Here is a 20324-nt window from a genome sequence, read left to right as displayed (position 1 = left end):
TTTATCTGAACCCTTATGCAACGTATTGCCATGCTTGGGGGCGGCTTTATCGGTCGCTTCTATGCCGATTCAATTCATGGGCAGCGCAGTCGCGATAAAGTCGTAGCCATTTACGCGCGCCGTCAGGAAACCGCCGACAAATTCAAAGCCGATTACGGTTGTAGCTTCGCTTCGACTGATATGGAGGAAATTATCGCTCATCCCGATGTAGATATGGTCTGTATTGCTCTGCCCAACAACATCCACGAAACAGCGGTCAATCTTTGTGCAAAGCATAAAAAAGCAGTTGTGTGTACAAAGCCGCTGGGACGTACCGCCGAAGAAGCGCTACGTATGATGAAGACCGTGGAAGAAGCTGGAATTTTTGCGGGCTACCTGGAAGATTTATGCTACACTCCAAAATTCCTGAAAGCACTCGATAGTGTTAAAAATGGAGCATTAGGGCGCATTCTTTGGGCGAAATCGCGTGAAACACACCCCGGCCCGCACTCCGACTGGTTCTGGGATAAAGAGCAAGCTGGTGGCGGTTGTATGCTCGATTTAGGCTGCCATTGTGTAGAAATTGCTCGCAATTTTATCGGGAAAGACGTAAAGCCCGTTGAGGTAATGTGTTGGGCCGCTACGCAGGTAAAACCCATCGATGCCGAAGACCATGCCATTGCGCTGGTGAAATATGAAAACGGTGCTATCGGTCAGTTCGAAGTAAGCTGGACATTCAGGGGCGGTATGGACCTGCGCGATGAAGTGATGGGAACGGAAGGAACAATCTGGATTAATAACTTCCTGCGAACAGGCTTCGAAATGTTTTCGACCGGTAAAGGCGGTGATTATATCGCTGAAAAAGCCGAATCGAATACGGGCTGGCTCTTCCCCGTTGGTGATGAAGTAAATGATCTGGGCTACAATCACATGTTTACCGATATGTTTTCGGCGCAGGAAGACGGCCGCGAACCAGCCGAAACATTCTACGATGGCTACGTAGTAAACGCCGTACTTGACGCTGCCTACCGATCAGCCGAAACCAAACAATGGGAGAAAGTAAACCTACCCGTATGGCGTGGTCAGGAAGGCCTCAAGCCCGAATCAACGCTTGTCGAGTACGACGCTGATCATTACCTCATCAAGCAGGAAATGACCCATGATGGACGTAATAAACTGATCTTGAAAGAGAAATCAAGTGGTAAAATTATTGAACGAGACGTAGCGTAATACACATCGGATGGTCAGAGAAGCAAGCCGGTTTATCTGACCATTCTTTTTATTTGACTAAATACCCTACGTAAATCAGTAACGTCATTTCTTCAGCGCTGGTGATTCAAGCTGTTTAAGTAACGTAGTGTATTCCTGAAGCAAATTATTTTCAGCGATGAGCGCATCGGATACATAGATGGTGTTGAGTCGATACGTTCGATATTGGCTTTGCGAATCGGTTGTTATTGTGTTGTGAATCAGTTCGCTCATGAAAATTTGATTCAGAGCATCCAGTTTCTGCTGAAGTGTATAGACTTCATTGAGCCTGTGATAAATAGAATAAGGCAATAGCCGCGAAACGCCGGTAGTAGTTGCCGTTTGGAAAGCCGCATTCTTTAAAAAAACGGGGTTAATACCCTTAACCTCAAATAACTTGGCGCTTCGATTTAAGAGCTCATTTTGTGGTAATCGCAATCGGCGCCAGCTAGCCAGAGAGTCGTGCACCAACTGGTGGTAACTGACCGTATTTTTCAAGCCAGTCTGGTTGTCACGGATTTCCTGATGAATGGTCGCCGTGAGCTGATTTTTTAACTGATCCTCTTTCTTCGACTCCTGCCAATCGCTTACCAGTAAGCCAAGATAAACCCCAATCATGGTAATGAAAATAGGTAACAGCAAGTCTTTAAACAGCGCAATTTCGATAAGTCTAAGGGATCGGAATAGATTTTTCATACTCGTAAATTAGAGTTTTGTCGGCCAAATGGCAAATCAAAAACCAGCCCGAAATGGCTATATATATGCTATTAATGAGGTAGAAAACGTAACAATCTTGATGAGTTGTTGGCGATAGCCGGTCGATTTCGTTTCTTGCATGTTGAATTCATAAGTTATATACCTGATGTGGTTAGAAGATAAAAAAATTGTTGTCATTGGTGGTACCACCGGTATGGGACTGTCGGCAGCACTTGCTTTTGTGCGTGAGGGTGCACAGGTGGTTGTAGTAGGACGTAATCCAGAAAGCTGCGCTGCGGCTGAAGATCAACTGGATGGAAATGGTTTAGCCATGTCGGGCGATGCGTCGGACCCGCAAACGGCTCCTAAAGCGATTGCGCTTTGCCAGCAGATTTTTGGCGATTTCGATGGTTTGTACCACGTAGCAGGTGGTAGTGGTCGTCGGTTTGGTGATGGGCCTTTGCATGAATTGACGCTCGACGGCTGGAATTATACAGCGAACCTGAATCTTACCTCGCTGATGCTATCCAACCAGGCTGCTGTTAAAGCGTTTCGGGCGCAGGGCAAAGGCGGAACCATTCTGAATATGGGTTCGGTATTAGGCAGTAATCCATCGCCTGCTCACTTTGCTACCCATGCGTATGCCGCAATGAAATCGGCAGTGATCGGATTCACTAAATCAGTAGCTGCTTACTACGCTAGCGACAATATTCGTGTTAACGTATTGGCACCAGCTCTGGTCGAAACACCGATGGCCCAGCGTGCAACAACGGATGATGCAATCATTTCATTTACCAAAACCAAGCAGCCGCTCGATGGTGGACGTATTGGCCAAACCGACGATTTAGATGGTGCCGCTGTCTATTTTATGTCCGATTATTCGGCCTTTACAACTGGTCAGATTCTAACCGTTGATGGGGGCTGGAGTGTGAGCGAAGGGCAGTATTAATGAATGACGTAATAGGTATATGATTGATACACCTCGTCTAACGCTTATTCCGCTAACACTCGAACAGCTTCATCTGCATATTGCTGATAATCATAAGTTAGAGGAAACGCTGGGTTTGCAGAAGGGGCAACGGGTGGCTTGGGAACCGGTGTTAAGTATTATTATCCACTTTACGATTCCCCGCCTGGAAGACCCTTCCCGAGACCCGCTTTTTCACACCATGTGGCTTGCAATCGACCGGCAGAAGCAACAGTTTGTGGCCGAAGCCAAGTTTAAAGGCGAGCCGGACGAAACGGGGACGGTCGAAATCGGCTATGGTACGTATCCAACGCTTCACCGACAGGGCTACATGAGCGAAATGGTAAGTGGATTACTTCATTGGGCGCGTCAGCAACCGGGCGTCTTGCGGGTCGTGGCCGATACCGAAACGGAGAACGTAGCGTCACAGAAAGTCCTCGAAAAAAATGGATTTCGCCTGTTCGATAGAATCGAAAATATGCTCTGGTGGGAATACACATTTTCCTAGAAAAAGACTCACTGAACTAGAATTTTTCGGGCCTAAAATTGTACTTTCGTGGACGTTCATAAGGTGACGACGTAGTGAAAAGCTGATAGTCGGCTATACTGATACGTCTAATCTGATTTAATCTTTACCCTTAACTCGTCGTTACGTTGCAGCCCGTTCCTATCAAAACCACCGTAGTCGGTTCGATGCCTTTTCCCGGCTGGCTCGAATTTTCCAGCCAGAATCTGGCGCAGTTTGGCCCCGCCGATATTAATGAAATGATTGAAGATGCCGTTGTTACGTCGGTTCACGATCAGGTAGCCGCCGGGCTCGATGTTATTACCGATGGCGAACAAACGCGTTTTGATTTCAATCTCTCATTTTACGGATATATCAATGGTATCCAGAACAACGATACTGAGCTACGTCGGTTTGGGCCACCCGCTCATGATCAGCGCGGTAAGCATAATATCGTAGAGCTTTTAACCGCGCCTAAAGGTTTGGGCGTAGTTGAAGAATATCTGCGTCTGAAACGGCTGGCTCCTGCCGGGCAAGGTCTTAAAGTATCGATTCCGGGGCCATATACACTCAGTGGGCGCTTATTGCCGGGTAGTTTATACAAAGATCGGTGGGAAGTGACGGAAGCGTTACTGCCTTTGGTACGTGATGAAATTGCCAAACTTGTAGAACTTGGCGTACCTGAAATCTGTGTCGATGAGCCGTCGATGTCCTGCTACGCTTATCGCGAAGATACAAAGCGATTTGTCGATATTTTCAATCGGACCGTAGCTCCCGGCGTAGGCAAAACCCGCCTATCGATGCACCTCTGTTTCGGGAATTATAAAGGTCGGTCGGTAGGCAAAAAGACAATTGCGCCCATGCTTCCCGATTTCCTGGATATGACTGTCGATGAACTACATTCGGAAATGACCATCCTGAATTTTTCCGAAGTTAACCTGCTGGAACGTTTCGCCGAAAAATTCGACGTAGCAGTGGGTGTTATCGACGTAAAAAGCTACTACATCGAAACCCCCGAAGACGTAGCAGAACGTATTCGCAAATGCCTGCCTTACGTTCCGGCCGAGAAACTAGCCGTAGCTCCCGACTGTGGTCTGAGTCAGACAGCTCGTTGGGCCGCCAAACAAAAGCTGGCTAATATGGTAGCTGGCGCAAAAATCGTACGGGGTGAACTCTGACCGCATCGGCGGCCCGGCAGGATTTCAACAAGATTGGAAGGATTTGCAAGATTTTACTGTTTGATTAAATCCTTCCAATCTTGTTGAGATCCCGGTTTAGAATTTAAATCAGCTAAATTCAGGTTCCAGACCAGAAGCTAACTGGCAGCGTTCATTAGCCAGTTTGTCAAGGCTTTCCTCAAGAAGCAACTGCGTTTTGGCGTTGTCGAAATATGTAGCGAAGGAAGCACGTAGTTCTTTCCGTTTCATGGCTTCCAGAAAACGACGAATATCATCAGAGGTTTCAAGAAGTAAGGGGGGGACTTCAGTTGGCTGGTCATTTTCGCCTTTGGCCACCATCGTAAAATAACTGGTATTCGTATGTTTCACCGTTCCAGTTGTTACGTTCTCAGCTATTACTTTGATGCCAACCACCAGCGATGTTCGTCCGACGTAATTGACCGACGCCATAAACGAAACCAGTTCACCAACTTCAACGGGTTGTCGAAAATTGACCCCATCGACCGAAACCGTTACGCAATAGCGACCGGCATGTTTGGCAGCACAGGCATAGGCTACCTTATCCATCAGCGACAGAAGAATTCCGCCATGTACACGACCTCCAAAATTGGCATAAGACGGAATCATCAACTCGGTTAACGTAGTGCGGGAATGACTAACAGGTTTGGCTGTCATGGTTTGAGATCAATTTCTGGCAAATATCTGCTTTAAAAACAAAGAAGCCGCTCCGTAGCGGCTTCAAACAAAATCCTGAAATCTATAAATCTGAATCTTAGACGGCGAAACTCTCACCACAACCGCAGGTGCGACTAGCGTTCGGGTTTTTGAATTGGAAACCTTTGCCGTTCAAACCATCCGAAAAATCGAGTTCTGTACCAGCCAGATAGAGCAGACTTTTCCGGTCTACCAGAATCTTAATGCCTTTGTCTTCAACCACATGGTCGGTTGGCTGCTGGGTAGCGTCAAATTGTAGGTCATACATCAGCCCTGAGCAACCTCCGCCCTGCACACCTACCCGGATCGCATATTCGTCGGCAAGGCCATCTTTCTGCCGTAGCTCAATTATTTTGTTTTTCGCAACTTCCGAAACCGTAACCATGACAGACTTTATCTATTAGAACAACTGAATAATGATTTGGTCATGCATTCGTAGGTTTGCAGTACCGTATAAGTAACTTTTGCCGTTTCAGAAAAGTTTCCTGCTAAACACGCCCATTGTTTATGATAACTTACGGGCAATTCCGATTAACCTGAGAAAAGTATGCTTACCAACGTTGAACATATCGGTATTGCCGTTCGCGATATAGCCGCATCGAACGAGTTGTTTAGCAAACTGCTGAACGTAGCGCCTTATAAGGCTGAAACCGTAGCTTCAGAAGGCGTCACTACGTCCTTTTTTCAGATCAATCAGACGAAAATAGAATTACTCGAAGCCACGAATCCCGATAGCCCGATAGCAAAGTTTCTGGAGAAAAAAGGGGAGGGAATTCACCATGTTGCCTTTGAAGTAGAAGACATTGAGTCCGAAATGACGCGGCTAAAAGCAGAAGGTTTTACGTTATTGAACGAAGCTCCAAAACGTGGAGCCGATAATAAACTAGTGTGTTTCCTGCATCCAAAAGGTACGAATGGCGTGCTGGTAGAACTGTGTCAGGAAATTAAGGAGTAACACGAAATGAAGAAAACGAGTAATGGTTTTTGGGCAATAGCCCTTGTTTTTGTGACAACGTTTGCCTGCGGGCAACAGACGAGTTATACAGCCCGATTTACCCAGCCGGGGGTCGATGTCCTGAATTACGCATTTACAATTACGCTGAGCGATTCTACCAACCAGATTAAGGGCGAAGCGACTATCCGTTTTACCCGCGCCGACGACCGCCAGAGTGTTTGGTTCGACCTTATCGGTGGAAAACCGGATTCAGTGGCTACCGGAATGAAAGTACGTAGCGTATCGCTGGCCGATGGCAAAGAAGCACCGTTCAACCAACGTAACAATCGCGTATTTATCAACCTTCCGGCGGCTCCTAATCAGCCAACTGAAGTGACGATACGTTACGAAGGAATTCCCGAAAAGGGCTTGATTATCAGTAAAAATAAATTTGGCGAGCGTACTTTTTTTGGTGATAACTGGCCCAATAATGCCCGTAACTATCTGCCCGTCGTTGACCATCCATCTGACAAAGCGACCTGCTCGTTTGCGGTCAATGCGCCTGCTACGTATCGCGTGATCGCTAATGGGAAATTTATGGGTGAAAGTAATTTGCCGAATGGTCGAAAACTGACGCGCTGGCAGGAAAGCACGCCCATTCCAACGAAGGTGATGGTGATTGGTGCCGCTCGGTTTGCGGTTGAAGAAGTTGGTTCGGTGGGTGGTGTGCCGGTGCAAAGCTGGCTTTACCCGAATGATAGCCAGAAGGGCTTTATCGACTACCGACCTGCTAAAGAAATCCTGCAATATTTCATCAATAAAATTGGCCCTTACTCTTACGAAAAATTGGCGAACGTAGAGTCGACAACTATTTTCGGTGGGATGGAAAATGCCAGTTGTATTTTTTATAATGAACGGGTAATTGTAGGTCATAAAGACTCCGACGTTGAAGCGTTACTGGCTCACGAAATTGCCCACCAATGGTTTGGTAACTCCGCCACCGAATCCGATTGGTCGCAGTTGTGGCTGAGTGAAGGTTTTGCTACGTATTTCTCGGCCCTTTATCTCGAACATGCTTACGGAAAAGACACGCTCAACGCTGTTCTGAATCAGAACAAAGGCCAGATTTTCCGCTTTTCCGCGCTCAAACCAAAAGGCACAATTGTCGACTCGACCGCTAGTGATTTAATGGATTTGCTGAATCCAAATTCGTATCAGAAAGGCGGCTGGGTATTGCACATGCTACGTAGTGAACTCGGCGACGATACGTTCTGGAAAGGCGTTCGGGCGTATTACGAGAAGTTTCGGAACAAGAACGCGCAATCCAGCGATTTGCAAGCGGTTATGGAGAACGTATCGGGCAAAAAGCTAGGGCAGTTTTTCCAGCAATGGCTTTATCAGCCGGGCTACCCCGAAATTGTCTGGGGAACCAGTTACGACGATGCTAAAAAAGCGTTGGTCATCGACGTTCGTCAAGCCCAGAAAACGGGCGCGTTTTTTGCCGTACCACTCACGTTCAGTATTAGGGATGCACGTGGCCGTGAACTCAGCCGAACCGCCCGTCTGAACATGACCGGGCAGAACCAAACATTCACCGTACCGATGGCGACAAAACCAGCCGCCGTTACCATCGACCCCGACAACACTGTACTGATGCGGGCCGTACAAATGGGAAAGTAAATTCCTAACTTAAAGGCCCAAACAGAATCTTTCTGTTTGAGTCGAGAAGCGACTAATAGAGTACGCCTAAAACACAAAATCCTGTTTCCGGCATAATTAAATAAGAACTGGCCATGCTCAAGCGCGTTTCCATTCAGAACTTCAAAAGCCTAAAAGACGTAACGCTTGACCTTCAAAAAGTCAACCTCCTTATCGGTCCCAACAATTCCGGCAAAACGAATTTTTTGAAGGCACTGGAGTCTTTTGCAATAGGTGGTGGCCTAATGTCCCAAAATATTTCTGACTTAGAAGCAATTAGCTTCAAGCATCAAGCTGTTGATATTAATTACGAATTTGATTTCTTGCCGGACCCTGAAGGGTATATGTCTCAGAGATATAATGCTGATCCCGACAAAATCTATCATTATACTCAAAAGTATACAATAACAAACAACGGAGATTCATCTTTTGTAGAGACAATTATAGATGATTGGTTTTTTAATGAAAATGGACAAAAACTGGATATTGAGGTTTTAGGAGGACATAGAAGAGAGTTTTTTGATTTTAAGAACACGAAAATATTTAGACCAGATCCATCTAAACTAATACAGCAGGTTAAATTCTCAGCGGAAGGAGTATCACTTGCTCCTGATTGCTCTAACCTTATCTCTTTCTATTATTATGTAGATTCTAACTTTAAACGAAATGCTAAGCGCATTCAGGATGATTTAGCTAAATGCATAGCTGAGATTGCCTATTTCACTTTGCCACCAGTAAAAGTTGGTTCTGACAGTTTATTAGGGTTACGCTTCTTCGATAAAGAAGATCATGGTTACTGGGCTAATGAAGTATCAGAAGGGGTTCTTTATTTCCTCTCGCTACTCTGTATTATTAACCAGCCTAATCCGCCTAAACTCCTTCTTTTGGAAGAACCAGAAAAGGGAATTCACCCTAGAAGAATCTGGGAAGTAATGAAATTTTTATTTCAATTAGCGGAAGAGAATGATGTACAGATTGTTATGACTACTCACAACGAACATGTTGTGAACGCCTTTTCATCAATGCCAGAATCTGTATTTGTTTTTGATAAAAATGATGAAACGGGTGCTACAGAAGTTCGGAATCTGCAGAAGGATATTATTGAGCCTACAAATCAGAAAAGTGATGAACTAGGCTTAGATAAAATTGATCTTACGTCTAACCTTGGTGAATACTGGATGTATGGTTTAATCGGTGGTGTGCCAACTGACGTACAATGAACAAAAATAAACGACTGGATTACACGCTGATTGCTGAAGGCTACGCCGAATATGGATTTATACCAATGTATTTACGGTTGGTTGCTGAAAAATATGGAATTCAGGTAGTACCTAGCAAACTAGGCTTTAAAGGTCAAATTGCAGGTAAAACAAAAGTTCTTAAAGAAGCAGAAACTATTACTTCGATAGCTATCCTTCAAAATCATCCACTTATTATAATTGGCGTTGATTTAGATACCGCAGACCATGATATAGAGCAACCTTTGCATTATGATGAATGTCAACAAATAATCAAAGCATTAGGTAAGATATACAAAAAATATAGCGATAAGATTATCTGTTTTGTCACAGTTCAAGCCATTGAGCAATGGTTAATATACCAAGCTTACAAAATAAATCTGGTTAACAAAGCTAATCCAAACAGCCTTGAAAGTAAGCAGCAGAATGAATTGAAGAAGTTGCTTTATAATGGCAGAGATAATGGACCTGCCATGGACCAAATGTCTAAAAATATAGCTGAAAGTGCGGACTTCGATGAGTTAGCTAAGCAATCCCGAAGCTTTAAACACTTCCATCAACAGGTCAAAACATTTCTGGAGAGCTATCAATAAACACGAAAAAGCCACAGCCTGAGAGCCGTGGCTTTTCTATTACGTATATCGTCTGATTACTTCAGCGTGATCGTGCGGGCTGATGTTTCGGCGGCTTTTGTCGATAACGTAACGGGGTGAATAGTTACGTCGTCGCCCGATACGATTTCAACCTGGTAGGTGCCGTCTTCCAGTTCTGCCATGTCGAACTTGAAGTGGAAGTTGCCCTGTTTTTTACTCACCAACTGTTTCGCCAGTAACGAACCATCTTTTGCTTTCAGCGCTACGATCATTGCTTTACCGGGTTCACGTTCTACGAATACGTTCAGTTTCGATGCAATGGCCGAAGGGAATACGGCAACTTTATACGAATCGGTGGTGGCAGTTGGGTTTGCGGCTGGTTTAACTGGGGCGGCAAACGTAGCAGTGCTTATTAATACAGCAGCGATAAGGGATTTAGCAAAGGTTTTCATGTGTGTTATGTATTTGTTGTTATGTTTTTTGAAAGAACATGTCAAAGGTATGGCGGTAAAAATCGTTTGTGAATCGGGATTAGTATAGACTGTCGGAAAAGCCTTATGAATGGTGTAAATTCAGTAGTAGAGTGATTGGCTAATGTTAGTGCTATGTTCCTCAAAAGCCATTTTTGTCTGGAATCTATAGAATGAGAGTTTCTTATAGGTTCAAAAACAGTAGGTTAGGCGTACTTTGCTTTATACGTAGCAATGATCTTCAAACGAAGTCACCGATTTAACCGTTAATTTGGATACAAAGCCACAGATAACATCAACGAACGTAACAACTATGAATTTCTACAATTCCATCATCGATACAATTGGCAACACGCCCCTGATTAAACTCAATAAAGTGACGAAGGGTATTCCGGGAACGATTCTGGCGAAAGTCGAATATTTCAATCCCGGAAACTCGGTGAAAGACCGTATCGCCATTCGTATGATTGAAGATGCCGAAGCACGGGGCGTATTGAAACCCGGTGGCACTATCATTGAAGGAACGAGTGGTAATACCGGAATGGGGCTGGCATTGGCCGCTATTGGAAAAGGCTATAAATGCATTTTCACGATGGCCGATAAGCAGTCGAAAGAGAAAATAGATATTCTACGGGCGGTTGGTGCTGAAGTTGTTGTGTGCCCTACCAACGTAGCGCCCGACGATCCACGTTCGTATTATTCGGTCGCTAAGAAACTCAATCGCGATATTCCGAACTCGCTTTACCCGAATCAGTACGATAATCCGGCCAACACGGCTGCACATTACGAAACTACCGGCCCCGAACTCTGGCGCGATACCGACGGCAAAATCACGCACTTTGCGGCTGGCGTTGGTACGGGCGGTACCATTTGCGGTACGTCGAAATTTCTCAAAGAAAAGAATCCGAACGTAGTGTCCATAGGTCTTGATACGTATGGTTCGGTATTTAAAAAGTATAAGGAAACAGGCATTTTCGACGAAGGCGAAATTTACCCATACATGACCGAAGGTATCGGCGAAGATATTTTACCGCAAAACGTCGATTTCAGCCTGATCGATCATTTCGTAAAAGTAACGGATAAGGATGCGGCTATTATGGCCCGACGGCTGTCGCGCGAAGAAGGCTTATTTGTTGGTTGGTCGTGCGGAACGGCGGTACACGGCGCACTCGAATGGGCACGCGAAAATATGACCGATTCCGACGTACTGGTGATTCTGCTTCCCGACCACGGTACGCGATATCTCGCCAAAATATACAATGATACGTGGATGAAAGATCACGGCTTTCTGGAAGACCGCGCCTTTAAAACCGCCCGCGACATTATCCATCACAAAAACGGAAATGGTGCCAGCCGACAGTCATCGCTGACAACGGTGGGCTCTGGTGTTTCGGTTAGTCAGGCTATTCACATCCTGAACCGTTATGGCATTTCCCAGATTCCGGTTACCGACGAAAACGGCCACATCGTTGGCAGTCTAACCGATTCAACGGTTTTAACGAAGCTCATCGAAGATCCAACAATAAAAGAACATCCGGTAAGCGAGGTAATGGACAAACCGTTCAAATTTGTCGGTCTGGACAACACCATCGACGCGCTCTCGTCACTAATCGACCGTGATAACAAAGCCTTACTTGTTCGCGACGAAAAAGAGCAGGTGCATATCATAACACAGGCCGATTTGCTAGCGGCAATGACAAACTAATGTAAAATCAGTAGTCAACTAATCTTGGAAAATTGTAGTATTGTGTAAAGCATAAAGCTATGGCAACAGAAGCAGCAACTCCGACGCTTGCGGCCTCGCAGCAAATACCTTCCTTCCTGATTTATGAAACACTCAATGGGCGCCCTCTCTATCGGAAAGGGTATAAGGACGTATTGGCAAAGCGAAAAACTCCCGGCGAAATTATGGGTTGTAGTGATTTACAGGCAATTATTGTCTCAGCTTTACATTTATACTTGGGAAACCAGATAAATCGTAAAGCGTATTGGGTTGTGACCAACGAGCCCGGTTTGCACATGCAGGTTGGCGATAATCTTTCCAATGATATCGCCGTTTTTGCGAAAGAAGACGTAACGGTTAAGGGTAAATTCTTCGACGTAGCGCCGAAAGTTGTGATAGAGGTCGATATCAAAGTAGACCTCGAAGCGTTTCCGGCTATGGAGCAGGATTATATTCACAAAAAGACGCAGGCTATGCTTGATTTCGGCACAGAGCGCGTTATTTGGATTACAACTCAATCGCAGAAAGTACTCGTCGCTACAAAAGGCGAGAACTGGCTCACCTTAAATTGGGATAGCACTATTCCGGTTATCGACAACGTAACGCTGAACGTAGCGGCTATTCTGACCGAAGAAGGGGCTATTTGATGCATGAAGTATTAGGTATGATATATGAAGTACGATTAAGAAATACATCGTACATAATACTTCATATATATTCTCCATATTATCGCCGATTATCTCCGCCTTCCATCATGCTCAAATAGCTCATGTAGCGGCTTTCAGCGATTTCGCCTTCGGCGACGGCGTCTTTAATGGCGCAACCGGGTTCGTTGATATGTAGGCAGTTATGAAAACGACATTCGTTCAGCCGGTCGCGCATTTCGGGAAAATAGTGGCCAATTTCTTCCTTCGACGTATCGATTAAGCCTAACTCCTTTATTCCCGGCGTATCGATGATGAACGTAGCAGGAGCCAGTTCAAACATTTCGGCGAACGTAGTAGTGTGTACTCCTTTATTCGCAAACGTCGATACTTCGTTGGTACGTAGGTTAAGATCAGGCGAAATGGCGTTAACGAGCGATGATTTCCCAACTCCCGAATGCCCTGATAATAACGTAACTTTATGATCGAGAAGTTGCCGGAACGTATCAACACCTTCGCCCTCCATAGCCGACGTAGCGAGACAGGTGTAACCAATCTGTTCATACATCTCCATGATTTCCTGTTGATAGGCTAGTCCGTCTTCATTCAGAATATCTGTCTTATTAAAAACCACCACGGTCGGAATTCGAAACGATTCGGCCGAAACCAGAAAACGGTCGATAAAACCAAGCGATGTGCGCGGTAAGGTTAACGTAGCAAGCAGAACAGCCTGGTCGATATTGGCTGCCAGAATATGGCCGTGTGCCGTTTTGTGGACCGACTGGCGAATAATGTAATTCTCGCGCGGGGCAATATCCGTAATAACAGCCGTGTTTTCGGTTACGTCTTCTATTTCGAAAGCCACCTTGTCGCCAACGGCAATTGGATTGGTAACTTTCAGCCCTTTTATTTTGAATTTGCCCTTTAGGCGGCCCTGAAAAACATGACCATCTGGGTCACGAACATCGTACCATGAACCCGTAGAGCGTATAACTAATCCGTTGTAATTCAAAGAGTGAAAGAATGAAAGAGTGAAAGAGCGAATCAAAAAAGTTTATTCGCTCTTTAAAAATTGATCTACAACCTGCATAACCTTTGTTGTTGCGCCAATGTTCCGTTGCACATAAGCCTGACTAATACGGGTAGCCTTGATAGGGTTTGCGTATTGATTTGTAAATACATTCTGAAGTTCCAACGTATCACGAATTGGAAATGCGGCTCCTTCGTTGATCAGATCGACGGCTTCCTGAAATTTCGCGTAGTTCGGACCGAAAAACAGGGGCATTCCGAACGTAGCAGCCTCCAGAATGTTATGCAATCCTTTTCCAAAAGCCCCACCAATGTAGGCAAATTCACCGTATTGATAGAGCGATGTGAGCATCCCGATATTATCGATAAATAATATATTGGCGTTCTGTATATCTACTACGTTTGTCTGCGAAAAACGAACCGATGGCTTTGTTAACTGTGCTCGCCATCGTTCAATTTCATCGTCGTGAATTTCGTGCGGGGCAACAATTACTTTTAATGGCTTGGCAAACTGATTGATAAATGGTATTAGAACAGCCATATCGGCCTGCCACGCGCTGCCAACCACCAGCAAAGGCTGTCCGTTTTTAAATGCATGTGCTATCGGAATATCTTTTTTCGAAGCCGCCACCTGCGCTACCCGGTCAAAACGCGTATCGCCAGCGAGTGTTACGTTAGTTATACCGATTGACGATAACAAGTCAACGGATTCCTGATTCTGAACAAGAATATGGTCGAAGTAATGCAGAAGGCTACTGTAAAACTTCGAAATCGGTCCACCGTTCGATTTGAAAAATAATTGGTTTGGACGAAATATGGTTGAGAACGAGACAACAGGAACGTAGTGTGCTTTTAGCTCACGGAGATAATTGTACCAGAACTCATACTTGATAAAGAACGCAATATCTGGTTTTACTAATTCCACAAACTGTTTAGCGTTGGCAGGCGTATCGGCCGGAAGGTACATGATGTAATCGGCACCGGCGTAATTTTTACGTACCTCGTAGCCCGACGGGGAAAAAAACGTGAGCAGAATTTTATAGTCCGGATATTGTTCATGGAAAGCTTCCATCACGGGGCGCCCCTGCTCGAACTCGCCTAACGAAGCCGCATGGAACCAGGCTATTGGCTGAGCGTTTCCAGCAAGGAAAGCCGTAAGTTTCGTTGACCAGTTTCGCCGACCGGTTACCCATTGCTTTGCTTTCTGATTGAACGGGGCTGTTAACCGTGCCAGGGTTTGGTAAATACTTATGCCAGCATTATAGAATCCAGTAAACAAGCGAATAAGTGATTAGTTATATTCGCAAAGCTACGAACTCACCAGCAAATCCTCCATTCATGAATACCTACGATACGTTGACAGAAGCATTAGACGGCCTGCGTAAGCAAGGGTTTACCCGCGATTATAACTTGAAAGAAACCTGTATAAAGTGCCAGCAAGACGATATTGAGCTTAATCCTGCTGATTTTGATATTGTTGATGTATATCGTTTCGAAGGTAATACCGATCCCGGCGATGAAGCCGTATTATATGCTATTGAGGGCAAAGATGGGCAGCGCGGTACGTTGGTAGATGCTTACGGCCCTTATTCAGAAGCAGTATCGCCAGAGATGGCTGAAAAGCTACGTGTACGTTAGAATAAATGACGAACTTTTCAGACGAAAAATAGCTTTTATACCCACTGAATAGTTTTGTTAAAGCAATGAATTGGAATAAGTTAACGAACGATACCCAGCTTGAAACCATCAAAGAAGAATCGGCTACACAGCCCATTTTGATTTTCAAGCACAGCACCAGTTGTTCTATCAGCGCCATGGCACTAAGCCGCATGGAACGTAACTGGAGCGAGCAGCTTGGGGTAAAGCCTTACTATCTTGATTTGCTGGCTAACCGACCAGTATCGAACCAAATTGAGCGTGAATTTGGCGTTCAGCACGAATCGCCACAGGTTTTGCTGATACGTAATGGCGAATGCGTTTACGATGCGTCGCACATGTCTATTTCGTTCGCTGGCCTACAGCAGGCGGTATGATTTTGTTAGTAGTAGGAGCGAAGAGTTAGGAGTGAGAATAGGTGGCGCAAGATATATTGCAACCAGCTGGATTCTAACTCCTCGCTCCTACTACTATACAACTATTCTTTCAGCGTAATACGTGCCCGGTGACAAACTCCGCCAATGGGCGGATTAAATTTCGATACACTGACTTCGATACTTTCTATATCTGTGTATTTCGTGCGTATTTCCTGAATGATTTGGTGGGCTACGTGCTCAAGCAACCGCGCGGGCTTCTTCATAACAGTAGCCGTAATTCGGTAAATATCTTCGTAATTGACCGTAGCACTCAGACGATCGAGCCGAGCTGCGTCTGAGAAATCGGCATTAACGATAATATCTACAGAATATTTATTGCCAATTTTTTGCTCCTCATCGTAAAAACCATGATAGGAGAAAAATTCAAGTCCTTCTAACGCAATTGTTCCCATAACGTAGCGTGTACGTCTGCCGAAAGAACAGCTATAGACGTAGTAACTGTACTTTAGATTTGGTCGAAGAATGACCCGCCTTTCTTCGGTTGTTCTTCGGGTTTAGACGTAGTTGTTTCGGCCATTACAGAGTCCGATACGAACGATTCGGCCTCTGTTGCCGATTCCTGCGCAGTTTCTGACAAGCCTGCCTGTGATTCATCTATTGCTTCATCAAGCTTTTCGACCACGGTTTCATCAACCGGAATCGCTTCGGGAATCGATGTTTCGCGTTCGATTAGAGGAGGTAATTCTGCAACAGGCTCAGCCGGAGTTTCTGGCTCTGATGGTACTCCGTTGACAACTTCAGCCTGAGCGGCTTTTTCGTTTTCTGCTTTTATTTCTTCGTGAATCTGGTCGGTTACTTCATCAATTTTACCTTTCAGATTTTGACGGGCAAATTTCTTTTCGAAACGATCAACGCTATCGACCGCATTGGTTGCCAATGTTCGAATTTGCGTTGCCAGATTCTCCTTGTAGCCTTCCAGCGCTTTAAAATCATGCTCCAGTGCTTTCAGATCGTTCAGGATATTGTCTTTTAAATAGCGCGCCTGATTTTCAGCATCCTGAACCAGCAATGCAGCTTTTTTACGTGCTTCGGCCAAGATTTCATCGCCTTTCTGACGAGAATCAGCAATTTGTTGTTCGCCCGCCCGGTTGGCTTGTTCAGTAATCTGGGCACTAGTATCTTCTGCCGTTTTGAGTGTTCGAAACAGCGTCATTTCTACTTCCTTCAGCTTGTTTAGCTCTTTCTCAGCCAGCTCAAGCTGCATTTTTAACATCTTTTGTTCACCGGTTACGCGTTCCCATTCCTGTGATAACGAGATCAGGAATGCGTCAACATCATCAGGTTTATAGCCGCGCAACGCCTTCTCAAATGTGTGTTGCCGGATTTCGATTGGCGTAATTTTCATTGGTGCGCTTAGGGTTTTGGTTTGATGCTGATTGACTCAGATAAGGTGAAATAACGTCCATATTACGGATTTTACAACAAATAGTCAGAAAATTGAGCTATTGTTACATAAATCATAATCAGTTCATCAATTTCCATACCGAAATAGTCCGGTCGTCGCTAGCCGATATAAGTTGCTCTGGCTGCCCCGCCCAAAGTAGTTTGTTGACCGACGTACCGTGGCCCGCATGGCGAGCCCTGTCGACAACCTTTAACAAACGATACGTTTCGGTATCCCATATTTTAATGGATTTATCCATGCTGGCGGTCGCAAATAAAGTTCCGTCCTGATTGAAAGCCAGATGGTTAATGGCAAACATATGAGCCACTACGTCCTGCTGAAGTTCATATTTGTTTTCTACGGCCCATACCTTAAAATGGGCATCGCGGCCTGCCGTGATCAGGAAACGAAAATCAGGTGAGTAGGCTACTGTAAATACTGAATTGGTGTGATTCGTTAGGGTTCGCTTGAGTTCGTATGTCTCTAAATCGAAAATACGTACTACGTTATCACTGTAACCTACGGCAAATTCTCGCTCAACTGGATTGACTGCTACGCTGCGTGCCGATTGATTAGAGGCTTTCAGGTGTTTTCGAACAATGAGCTGGTTGGCGTCGAGAACAGCAACAACGCCGTCGGCCAGTGCCACAAATGCGTCGTTTTTATACAGTTTTATGTCGAAAATAGCGGCCGACGTAAGCTTAATAGAATTGACTTCTTTTTTCTGGATAGGATCTATTAAATGTAATCCTTCATAGTTCTGACCAACCCATAATAACCCTGTATTAACCTGATACGCCAATGCATATACGGAGGCTGGAACACTAGCCACTAATTCGCCAAGGTCGGGTCGGCTCAACGTCCAGCAAACAACCTGCCCATCGCCACCAGCCGAAAAGAATTGGTTGTCAGAAGGGCCCTCTACAAGTGTATACACACAGTCACGATGGCCGCCGAAGGTGTCAATTTTTTCTACGATCACGCAATTAATTAATGTAAGTTCGCATCAAAGGTCGATAAACCTTTCTTTTTGTCCAGCTACTTCCGACTTTTGATTTGTGACTTTTCAGATAGAAATACATAACGACTGCATTGCTACTCTTCGTGCCATAACGGAAGATGAACCGACATTACGGACAAATCTTCCCCTTACAGTTGCGGAAGAGGAAGAACTCGCTACCATTAGCCATCCGGCCCAGCGTGTAGAATGGCTGGCCTGTCGGGTTGCTATTCAGCAATTGGTTCAGGCGCAGGGATTACCATACGCAGGATTACATAAGGATGAATTTGGCAAACCCCATCTGATTGGTGCGCCCTGGCATATTTCACTGTCGCACACGAGTGGTTGGGCAGCTGCCGTGCTACATCGGTCGAGGCCAGTTGGTATTGATATTGAGCCAATTCGTGAGCAGTTTAAACGGGTAGTACCTCGCGTTTTGTCCGAAACTGAGATTGCTGATGCGCTTGGTGATCCTAACCGGTTAGCTGTATACTGGTGTGCCAAAGAGGCTCTGTATAAACTGTATGGAAAACGTCAGCTTTCGTTTCGGGAGCATCTGCACGTAGAGCCATTCATCGACAGTGCCGAGCAGCTTATTGGCCATGTTCGTCTTCCCGATCACTCAGAGAAATTACAGATTAAATGTCTTCGTATTGGGCCGGGTCTACTGGCGGTTGCATATTGATTTGCACATAGAAAAAATCCCCGACAGTTGAGAGACTATCGGGGACGTGAGGATTACTCGCCGACAGCCAGAGCCTGTCGGAGCCTATTTTATTAATCGACCGTACTCAGTTTTACCGTGTTGGTTCGGCGCGACTGGGTTAACGGCATGCTAAGCGTATTGATAAAAATATCGCCAGATTTCAGCTTGTCCTGACTAATCAGCGTTTGTTTAATGCCTTCAACTGTCTGGTCAACCGTCAGATTAAGGTCGGGTTCGTAAGGCAATACCTGCACTCCCCAATATAAACCTAACGTATTACGTAGCTGAGAGTCGTTCGAGAATACGTACAGGTCGGCTTTAGGGCGGTGATGCGAGATACGTACTGCCGTATAACCTGAGTTTGTGATTCCGATAATGGCTTTTGCTTTTGTATCGCGGGCCAACCGACAGGCGCTCATCACTACGTTGTCGTTGATTACGTTCTCGGAAGGCTCTTCATTGACGTGTGCGTGATAGCGGTAGTAAATTTTATCTGTAGAAGTTTCTACCTGTAAAATAGTATTGGCCATGCTTTCAACTGCCAGAATCGGATATTTACCCGATGCTGTTTCGGCGCTAAGCATTACGGCATCAGCACCATCCATTACCGAATTGGCAATATCGTTGATTTCTGCGCGGGTTGGCCGGGGAGCATCAATCATGCTTTCGAGCATCTGCGTAGCCACGATAACAGGTTTGGCTGCTTTGTTACATTTCTCAACCAGCATTTTCTGAATCATCGGCACTTCTTCGGCTGGAAGTTCTACGCCCAGATCGCCACGAGCTACCATCAGACCGTCGGTAGCAGCGATAATTTCGTCAATGTTCTGAATAGCTTCAGGTTTTTCAATTTTAGCTATAACGCGGCTTTTCTTACCCTGAGCCTTGATGTATTCTTTAATTTCGATGATTTCAGACGCTTCCCGAACAAACGAAAGAGCAATCCATTCGGCGTCATGCTCCAGTCCGAATTTGAGGTCGGTCCAGTCTTTATCGGTAACAGCGGGCATCGACACTTTCGTGTTTGGAAGATTAACCCCTTTTTTCGACTTCATAGGGCCTCCATACACAACTTCGGTCACTACGTCAGTCCCTTCGGTACGTAGTACGCGCACTTCCAGCTTACCGTCGTCCATCAGAATACGCTCACCAGCATGTACGTCTTTGTACATATCCTTGTAAGGTGTACTAACCCGTTCGGCAGTGCCCAGAACGTCGTCGTTGGTAAAGACGAGTTCCTGACCGGGAACAATCATAACGCCGTCTTTATTTTCGACGTTACCAATGCGGATTTTAGGTCCTTGTAAATCCTGTAAAATGCATAGGTTAAGGTTATATTCCTCATTGATTTCGCGGATGCGCGTAAGCCGCTGAAGGTGGTCTTCGTGAGTGCCGTGAGAGAAGTTGAGCCGGAATACGTTGACACCAGCCTTAGCCAGGGCCAGTAATTGTTCTTTGGTTTCAGAAGCCGGGCCGACGGTGGCTACAATCTTGGTTTTCTTAGACATGAGGGGCTGAAAAAATT

23 protein-coding genes are annotated in these 20324 nt (G+C 45.4%); 13 read left to right on the top strand and 10 right to left on the bottom strand.

Going from position 1 to position 20324, the window contains the following annotated elements; translation table 11 throughout:
* The first annotated feature begins 15 nt into the window (after positions 1-15).
* Positions 16-1209 carry a Gfo/Idh/MocA family protein gene (locus ACYVD4_RS31010; protein WP_460952231.1) on the top strand — a complete coding sequence of 398 codons (1194 nt, stop codon included), beginning with the start codon at positions 16-18 and terminating at the stop codon, positions 1207-1209.
* Positions 1210-1293: 84 nt separating this feature from the next.
* On the opposite strand, the gene ACYVD4_RS31005 is transcribed toward ACYVD4_RS31010, so the two are convergent.
* Complete coding sequence (locus ACYVD4_RS31005; protein ID WP_460952230.1) at positions 1294-1923, bottom strand: hypothetical protein; 630 nt, start codon at positions 1921-1923, stop codon at positions 1294-1296.
* Between the two features lie 166 nt (positions 1924-2089).
* Here ACYVD4_RS31005 and ACYVD4_RS31000 point away from each other — a divergent pair, with 166 nt between their 5' ends.
* The 3 genes from ACYVD4_RS31000 to ACYVD4_RS30990 all read left to right on the top strand — a co-directional run bounded on the left by ACYVD4_RS31000 (position 2090) and on the right by ACYVD4_RS30990 (position 4573).
* Complete coding sequence (locus tag ACYVD4_RS31000) at positions 2090-2872, top strand: SDR family NAD(P)-dependent oxidoreductase (RefSeq protein ID WP_460952228.1); 783 nt, start codon at positions 2090-2092, stop codon at positions 2870-2872.
* 19 nt (positions 2873-2891) lie between these two features.
* Positions 2892-3398: a GNAT family N-acetyltransferase gene (locus ACYVD4_RS30995; protein WP_460952227.1), complete on the top strand. Its 507-nt coding sequence runs from the start codon at positions 2892-2894 to the stop codon at positions 3396-3398.
* Positions 3399-3544: 146 nt separating this feature from the next.
* Positions 3545-4573: a methionine synthase gene (locus ACYVD4_RS30990; RefSeq protein WP_460952225.1), complete on the top strand. Its 1029-nt coding sequence runs from the start codon at positions 3545-3547 to the stop codon at positions 4571-4573.
* A gap of 108 nt (positions 4574-4681) precedes the next feature.
* Here the strand turns inward: ACYVD4_RS30990 and ACYVD4_RS30985 are convergent, their stop codons facing one another.
* Together ACYVD4_RS30985 and ACYVD4_RS30980 are read right to left on the bottom strand one after the other, a co-directional pair.
* Entirely contained in the window at positions 4682-5248 is a 567-nt protein-coding gene (locus ACYVD4_RS30985) for an acyl-CoA thioesterase (RefSeq protein ID WP_460952223.1), read from the bottom strand.
* Between the two features lie 97 nt (positions 5249-5345).
* Entirely contained in the window at positions 5346-5672 is a 327-nt protein-coding gene (locus tag ACYVD4_RS30980) for a HesB/IscA family protein (protein ID WP_190887967.1), read from the bottom strand.
* 162 nt (positions 5673-5834) lie between these two features.
* On the opposite strand from ACYVD4_RS30980, the gene mce reads away from it, so the two are divergent.
* From mce to ACYVD4_RS30960, 4 genes are all read left to right on the top strand, one after another.
* Positions 5835-6242 (top strand): methylmalonyl-CoA epimerase, encoded by a 408-nt coding sequence (gene mce / locus ACYVD4_RS30975; RefSeq protein ID WP_460952221.1) that lies wholly within the window; start codon positions 5835-5837, stop codon positions 6240-6242.
* Between the two features lie 6 nt (positions 6243-6248).
* Positions 6249-7901, top strand: a complete 1653-nt coding sequence (locus tag ACYVD4_RS30970; protein WP_460952220.1) for a M1 family metallopeptidase — start codon at positions 6249-6251, stop codon at positions 7899-7901.
* A 113-nt stretch (positions 7902-8014) separates the two neighbouring features.
* Positions 8015-9139 (top strand): AAA family ATPase, encoded by a 1125-nt coding sequence (locus tag ACYVD4_RS30965; protein WP_460952218.1) that lies wholly within the window; start codon positions 8015-8017, stop codon positions 9137-9139.
* A complete protein-coding gene (locus ACYVD4_RS30960) occupies positions 9136-9750 on the top strand; it encodes a hypothetical protein (protein WP_460952216.1) in 615 nt (204 codons plus the stop codon). The genes ACYVD4_RS30965 and ACYVD4_RS30960 overlap by 4 nt, the downstream gene beginning before the upstream one ends.
* A 56-nt stretch (positions 9751-9806) precedes the next feature.
* Here the strand turns inward: ACYVD4_RS30960 and ACYVD4_RS30955 are convergent, their stop codons facing one another.
* Positions 9807-10202, bottom strand: coding sequence for a hypothetical protein (locus ACYVD4_RS30955; protein WP_460952214.1), 396 nt, complete (start codon positions 10200-10202; stop codon positions 9807-9809).
* 331 nt (positions 10203-10533) lie between these two features.
* Here ACYVD4_RS30955 and ACYVD4_RS30950 point away from each other — a divergent pair, with 331 nt between their 5' ends.
* Both ACYVD4_RS30950 and ACYVD4_RS30945 read left to right on the top strand, forming a co-directional pair.
* Positions 10534-11925, top strand: a complete 1392-nt coding sequence (locus tag ACYVD4_RS30950; protein WP_460952213.1) for a cystathionine beta-synthase — start codon at positions 10534-10536, stop codon at positions 11923-11925.
* Positions 11926-11984: 59 nt separating this feature from the next.
* On the top strand, positions 11985-12590 hold the full coding sequence (locus tag ACYVD4_RS30945) for a Uma2 family endonuclease (RefSeq protein ID WP_460952211.1): 606 nt from the start codon (positions 11985-11987) through the stop codon (positions 12588-12590).
* Between the two features lie 79 nt (positions 12591-12669).
* Here the strand turns inward: ACYVD4_RS30945 and rsgA are convergent, their stop codons facing one another.
* Positions 12670-13635: a ribosome small subunit-dependent GTPase A gene (rsgA, locus tag ACYVD4_RS30940; protein ID WP_460952210.1), complete on the bottom strand. Its 966-nt coding sequence runs from the start codon at positions 13633-13635 to the stop codon at positions 12670-12672.
* A 6-nt stretch (positions 13636-13641) separates the two neighbouring features.
* Complete coding sequence (locus ACYVD4_RS30935) at positions 13642-14895, bottom strand: 3-deoxy-D-manno-octulosonic acid transferase (protein ID WP_460952208.1); 1254 nt, start codon at positions 14893-14895, stop codon at positions 13642-13644.
* 59 nt (positions 14896-14954) lie between these two features.
* On the opposite strand from ACYVD4_RS30935, the gene ACYVD4_RS30930 reads away from it, so the two are divergent.
* Together ACYVD4_RS30930 and ytxJ are read left to right on the top strand one after the other, a co-directional pair.
* Positions 14955-15254, top strand: coding sequence for a phosphoribosylpyrophosphate synthetase (locus ACYVD4_RS30930; protein ID WP_460952207.1), 300 nt, complete (start codon positions 14955-14957; stop codon positions 15252-15254).
* Between the two features lie 65 nt (positions 15255-15319).
* A complete protein-coding gene (ytxJ, locus tag ACYVD4_RS30925; RefSeq protein ID WP_460952205.1) occupies positions 15320-15649 on the top strand; it encodes a bacillithiol system redox-active protein YtxJ in 330 nt (109 codons plus the stop codon).
* Between the two features lie 101 nt (positions 15650-15750).
* On the opposite strand, the gene folB is transcribed toward ytxJ, so the two are convergent.
* The 3 genes from folB to ACYVD4_RS30910 form a co-directional block, all read right to left on the bottom strand.
* A complete protein-coding gene (folB, locus tag ACYVD4_RS30920) occupies positions 15751-16101 on the bottom strand; it encodes a dihydroneopterin aldolase (RefSeq protein ID WP_460952203.1) in 351 nt (116 codons plus the stop codon).
* A gap of 53 nt (positions 16102-16154) precedes the next feature.
* Positions 16155-17054 (bottom strand): DivIVA domain-containing protein, encoded by a 900-nt coding sequence (locus tag ACYVD4_RS30915; protein WP_460952202.1) that lies wholly within the window; start codon positions 17052-17054, stop codon positions 16155-16157.
* 118 nt (positions 17055-17172) lie between these two features.
* Positions 17173-18075, bottom strand: coding sequence for a WD40 repeat domain-containing protein (locus ACYVD4_RS30910; RefSeq protein WP_460952200.1), 903 nt, complete (start codon positions 18073-18075; stop codon positions 17173-17175).
* Positions 18076-18151: 76 nt separating this feature from the next.
* On the opposite strand from ACYVD4_RS30910, the gene ACYVD4_RS30905 reads away from it, so the two are divergent.
* Entirely contained in the window at positions 18152-18778 is a 627-nt protein-coding gene (locus ACYVD4_RS30905) for a 4'-phosphopantetheinyl transferase family protein (RefSeq protein ID WP_460952198.1), read from the top strand.
* Between the two features lie 92 nt (positions 18779-18870).
* On the opposite strand, the gene pyk is transcribed toward ACYVD4_RS30905, so the two are convergent.
* Positions 18871-20307 carry a pyruvate kinase gene (gene pyk, locus ACYVD4_RS30900; RefSeq protein ID WP_460952196.1) on the bottom strand — a complete coding sequence of 479 codons (1437 nt, stop codon included), beginning with the start codon at positions 20305-20307 and terminating at the stop codon, positions 18871-18873.
* Positions 20308-20324: the final 17 nt, after the last annotated feature.

Source organism: Spirosoma daeguense (genome assembly GCF_054776875.1).
Note: the sequence above shows the minus strand (reverse complement) of the source record. Positions and strands in the feature narration are given on the sequence as shown.

Excerpts from the sequence above, each read along its gene's own strand:
- ACYVD4_RS31010 (WP_460952231.1), top strand. The coding sequence starts at position 16 with ATGCAACGTATTGCCATGCTTGGGGGCGGCTTTATCGGTCGCTTCTAT.
- ACYVD4_RS31005 (WP_460952230.1), bottom strand. The coding sequence starts at position 1,923 with ATGAAAAATCTATTCCGATCCCTTAGACTTATCGAAATTGCGCTGTTT.
- ACYVD4_RS31000 (WP_460952228.1), top strand. The coding sequence starts at position 2,090 with ATGTGGTTAGAAGATAAAAAAATTGTTGTCATTGGTGGTACCACCGGT.
- ACYVD4_RS30995 (WP_460952227.1), top strand. The coding sequence starts at position 2,892 with ATGATTGATACACCTCGTCTAACGCTTATTCCGCTAACACTCGAACAG.
- ACYVD4_RS30985 (WP_460952223.1), bottom strand. The coding sequence starts at position 5,248 with ATGACAGCCAAACCTGTTAGTCATTCCCGCACTACGTTAACCGAGTTG.
- ACYVD4_RS30980 (WP_190887967.1), bottom strand. The coding sequence starts at position 5,672 with ATGGTTACGGTTTCGGAAGTTGCGAAAAACAAAATAATTGAGCTACGG.
- mce (WP_460952221.1), top strand. The coding sequence starts at position 5,835 with ATGCTTACCAACGTTGAACATATCGGTATTGCCGTTCGCGATATAGCC.
- ACYVD4_RS30970 (WP_460952220.1), top strand. The coding sequence starts at position 6,249 with ATGAAGAAAACGAGTAATGGTTTTTGGGCAATAGCCCTTGTTTTTGTG.
- ACYVD4_RS30965 (WP_460952218.1), top strand. The coding sequence starts at position 8,015 with ATGCTCAAGCGCGTTTCCATTCAGAACTTCAAAAGCCTAAAAGACGTA.
- ACYVD4_RS30960 (WP_460952216.1), top strand. The coding sequence starts at position 9,136 with ATGAACAAAAATAAACGACTGGATTACACGCTGATTGCTGAAGGCTAC.
- ACYVD4_RS30955 (WP_460952214.1), bottom strand. The coding sequence starts at position 10,202 with ATGAAAACCTTTGCTAAATCCCTTATCGCTGCTGTATTAATAAGCACT.
- ACYVD4_RS30950 (WP_460952213.1), top strand. The coding sequence starts at position 10,534 with ATGAATTTCTACAATTCCATCATCGATACAATTGGCAACACGCCCCTG.
- ACYVD4_RS30945 (WP_460952211.1), top strand. The coding sequence starts at position 11,985 with ATGGCAACAGAAGCAGCAACTCCGACGCTTGCGGCCTCGCAGCAAATA.
- ACYVD4_RS30930 (WP_460952207.1), top strand. The coding sequence starts at position 14,955 with ATGAATACCTACGATACGTTGACAGAAGCATTAGACGGCCTGCGTAAG.
- ytxJ (WP_460952205.1), top strand. The coding sequence starts at position 15,320 with ATGAATTGGAATAAGTTAACGAACGATACCCAGCTTGAAACCATCAAA.
- folB (WP_460952203.1), bottom strand. The coding sequence starts at position 16,101 with ATGGGAACAATTGCGTTAGAAGGACTTGAATTTTTCTCCTATCATGGT.
- ACYVD4_RS30915 (WP_460952202.1), bottom strand. The coding sequence starts at position 17,054 with ATGAAAATTACGCCAATCGAAATCCGGCAACACACATTTGAGAAGGCG.
- pyk (WP_460952196.1), bottom strand. The coding sequence starts at position 20,307 with ATGTCTAAGAAAACCAAGATTGTAGCCACCGTCGGCCCGGCTTCTGAA.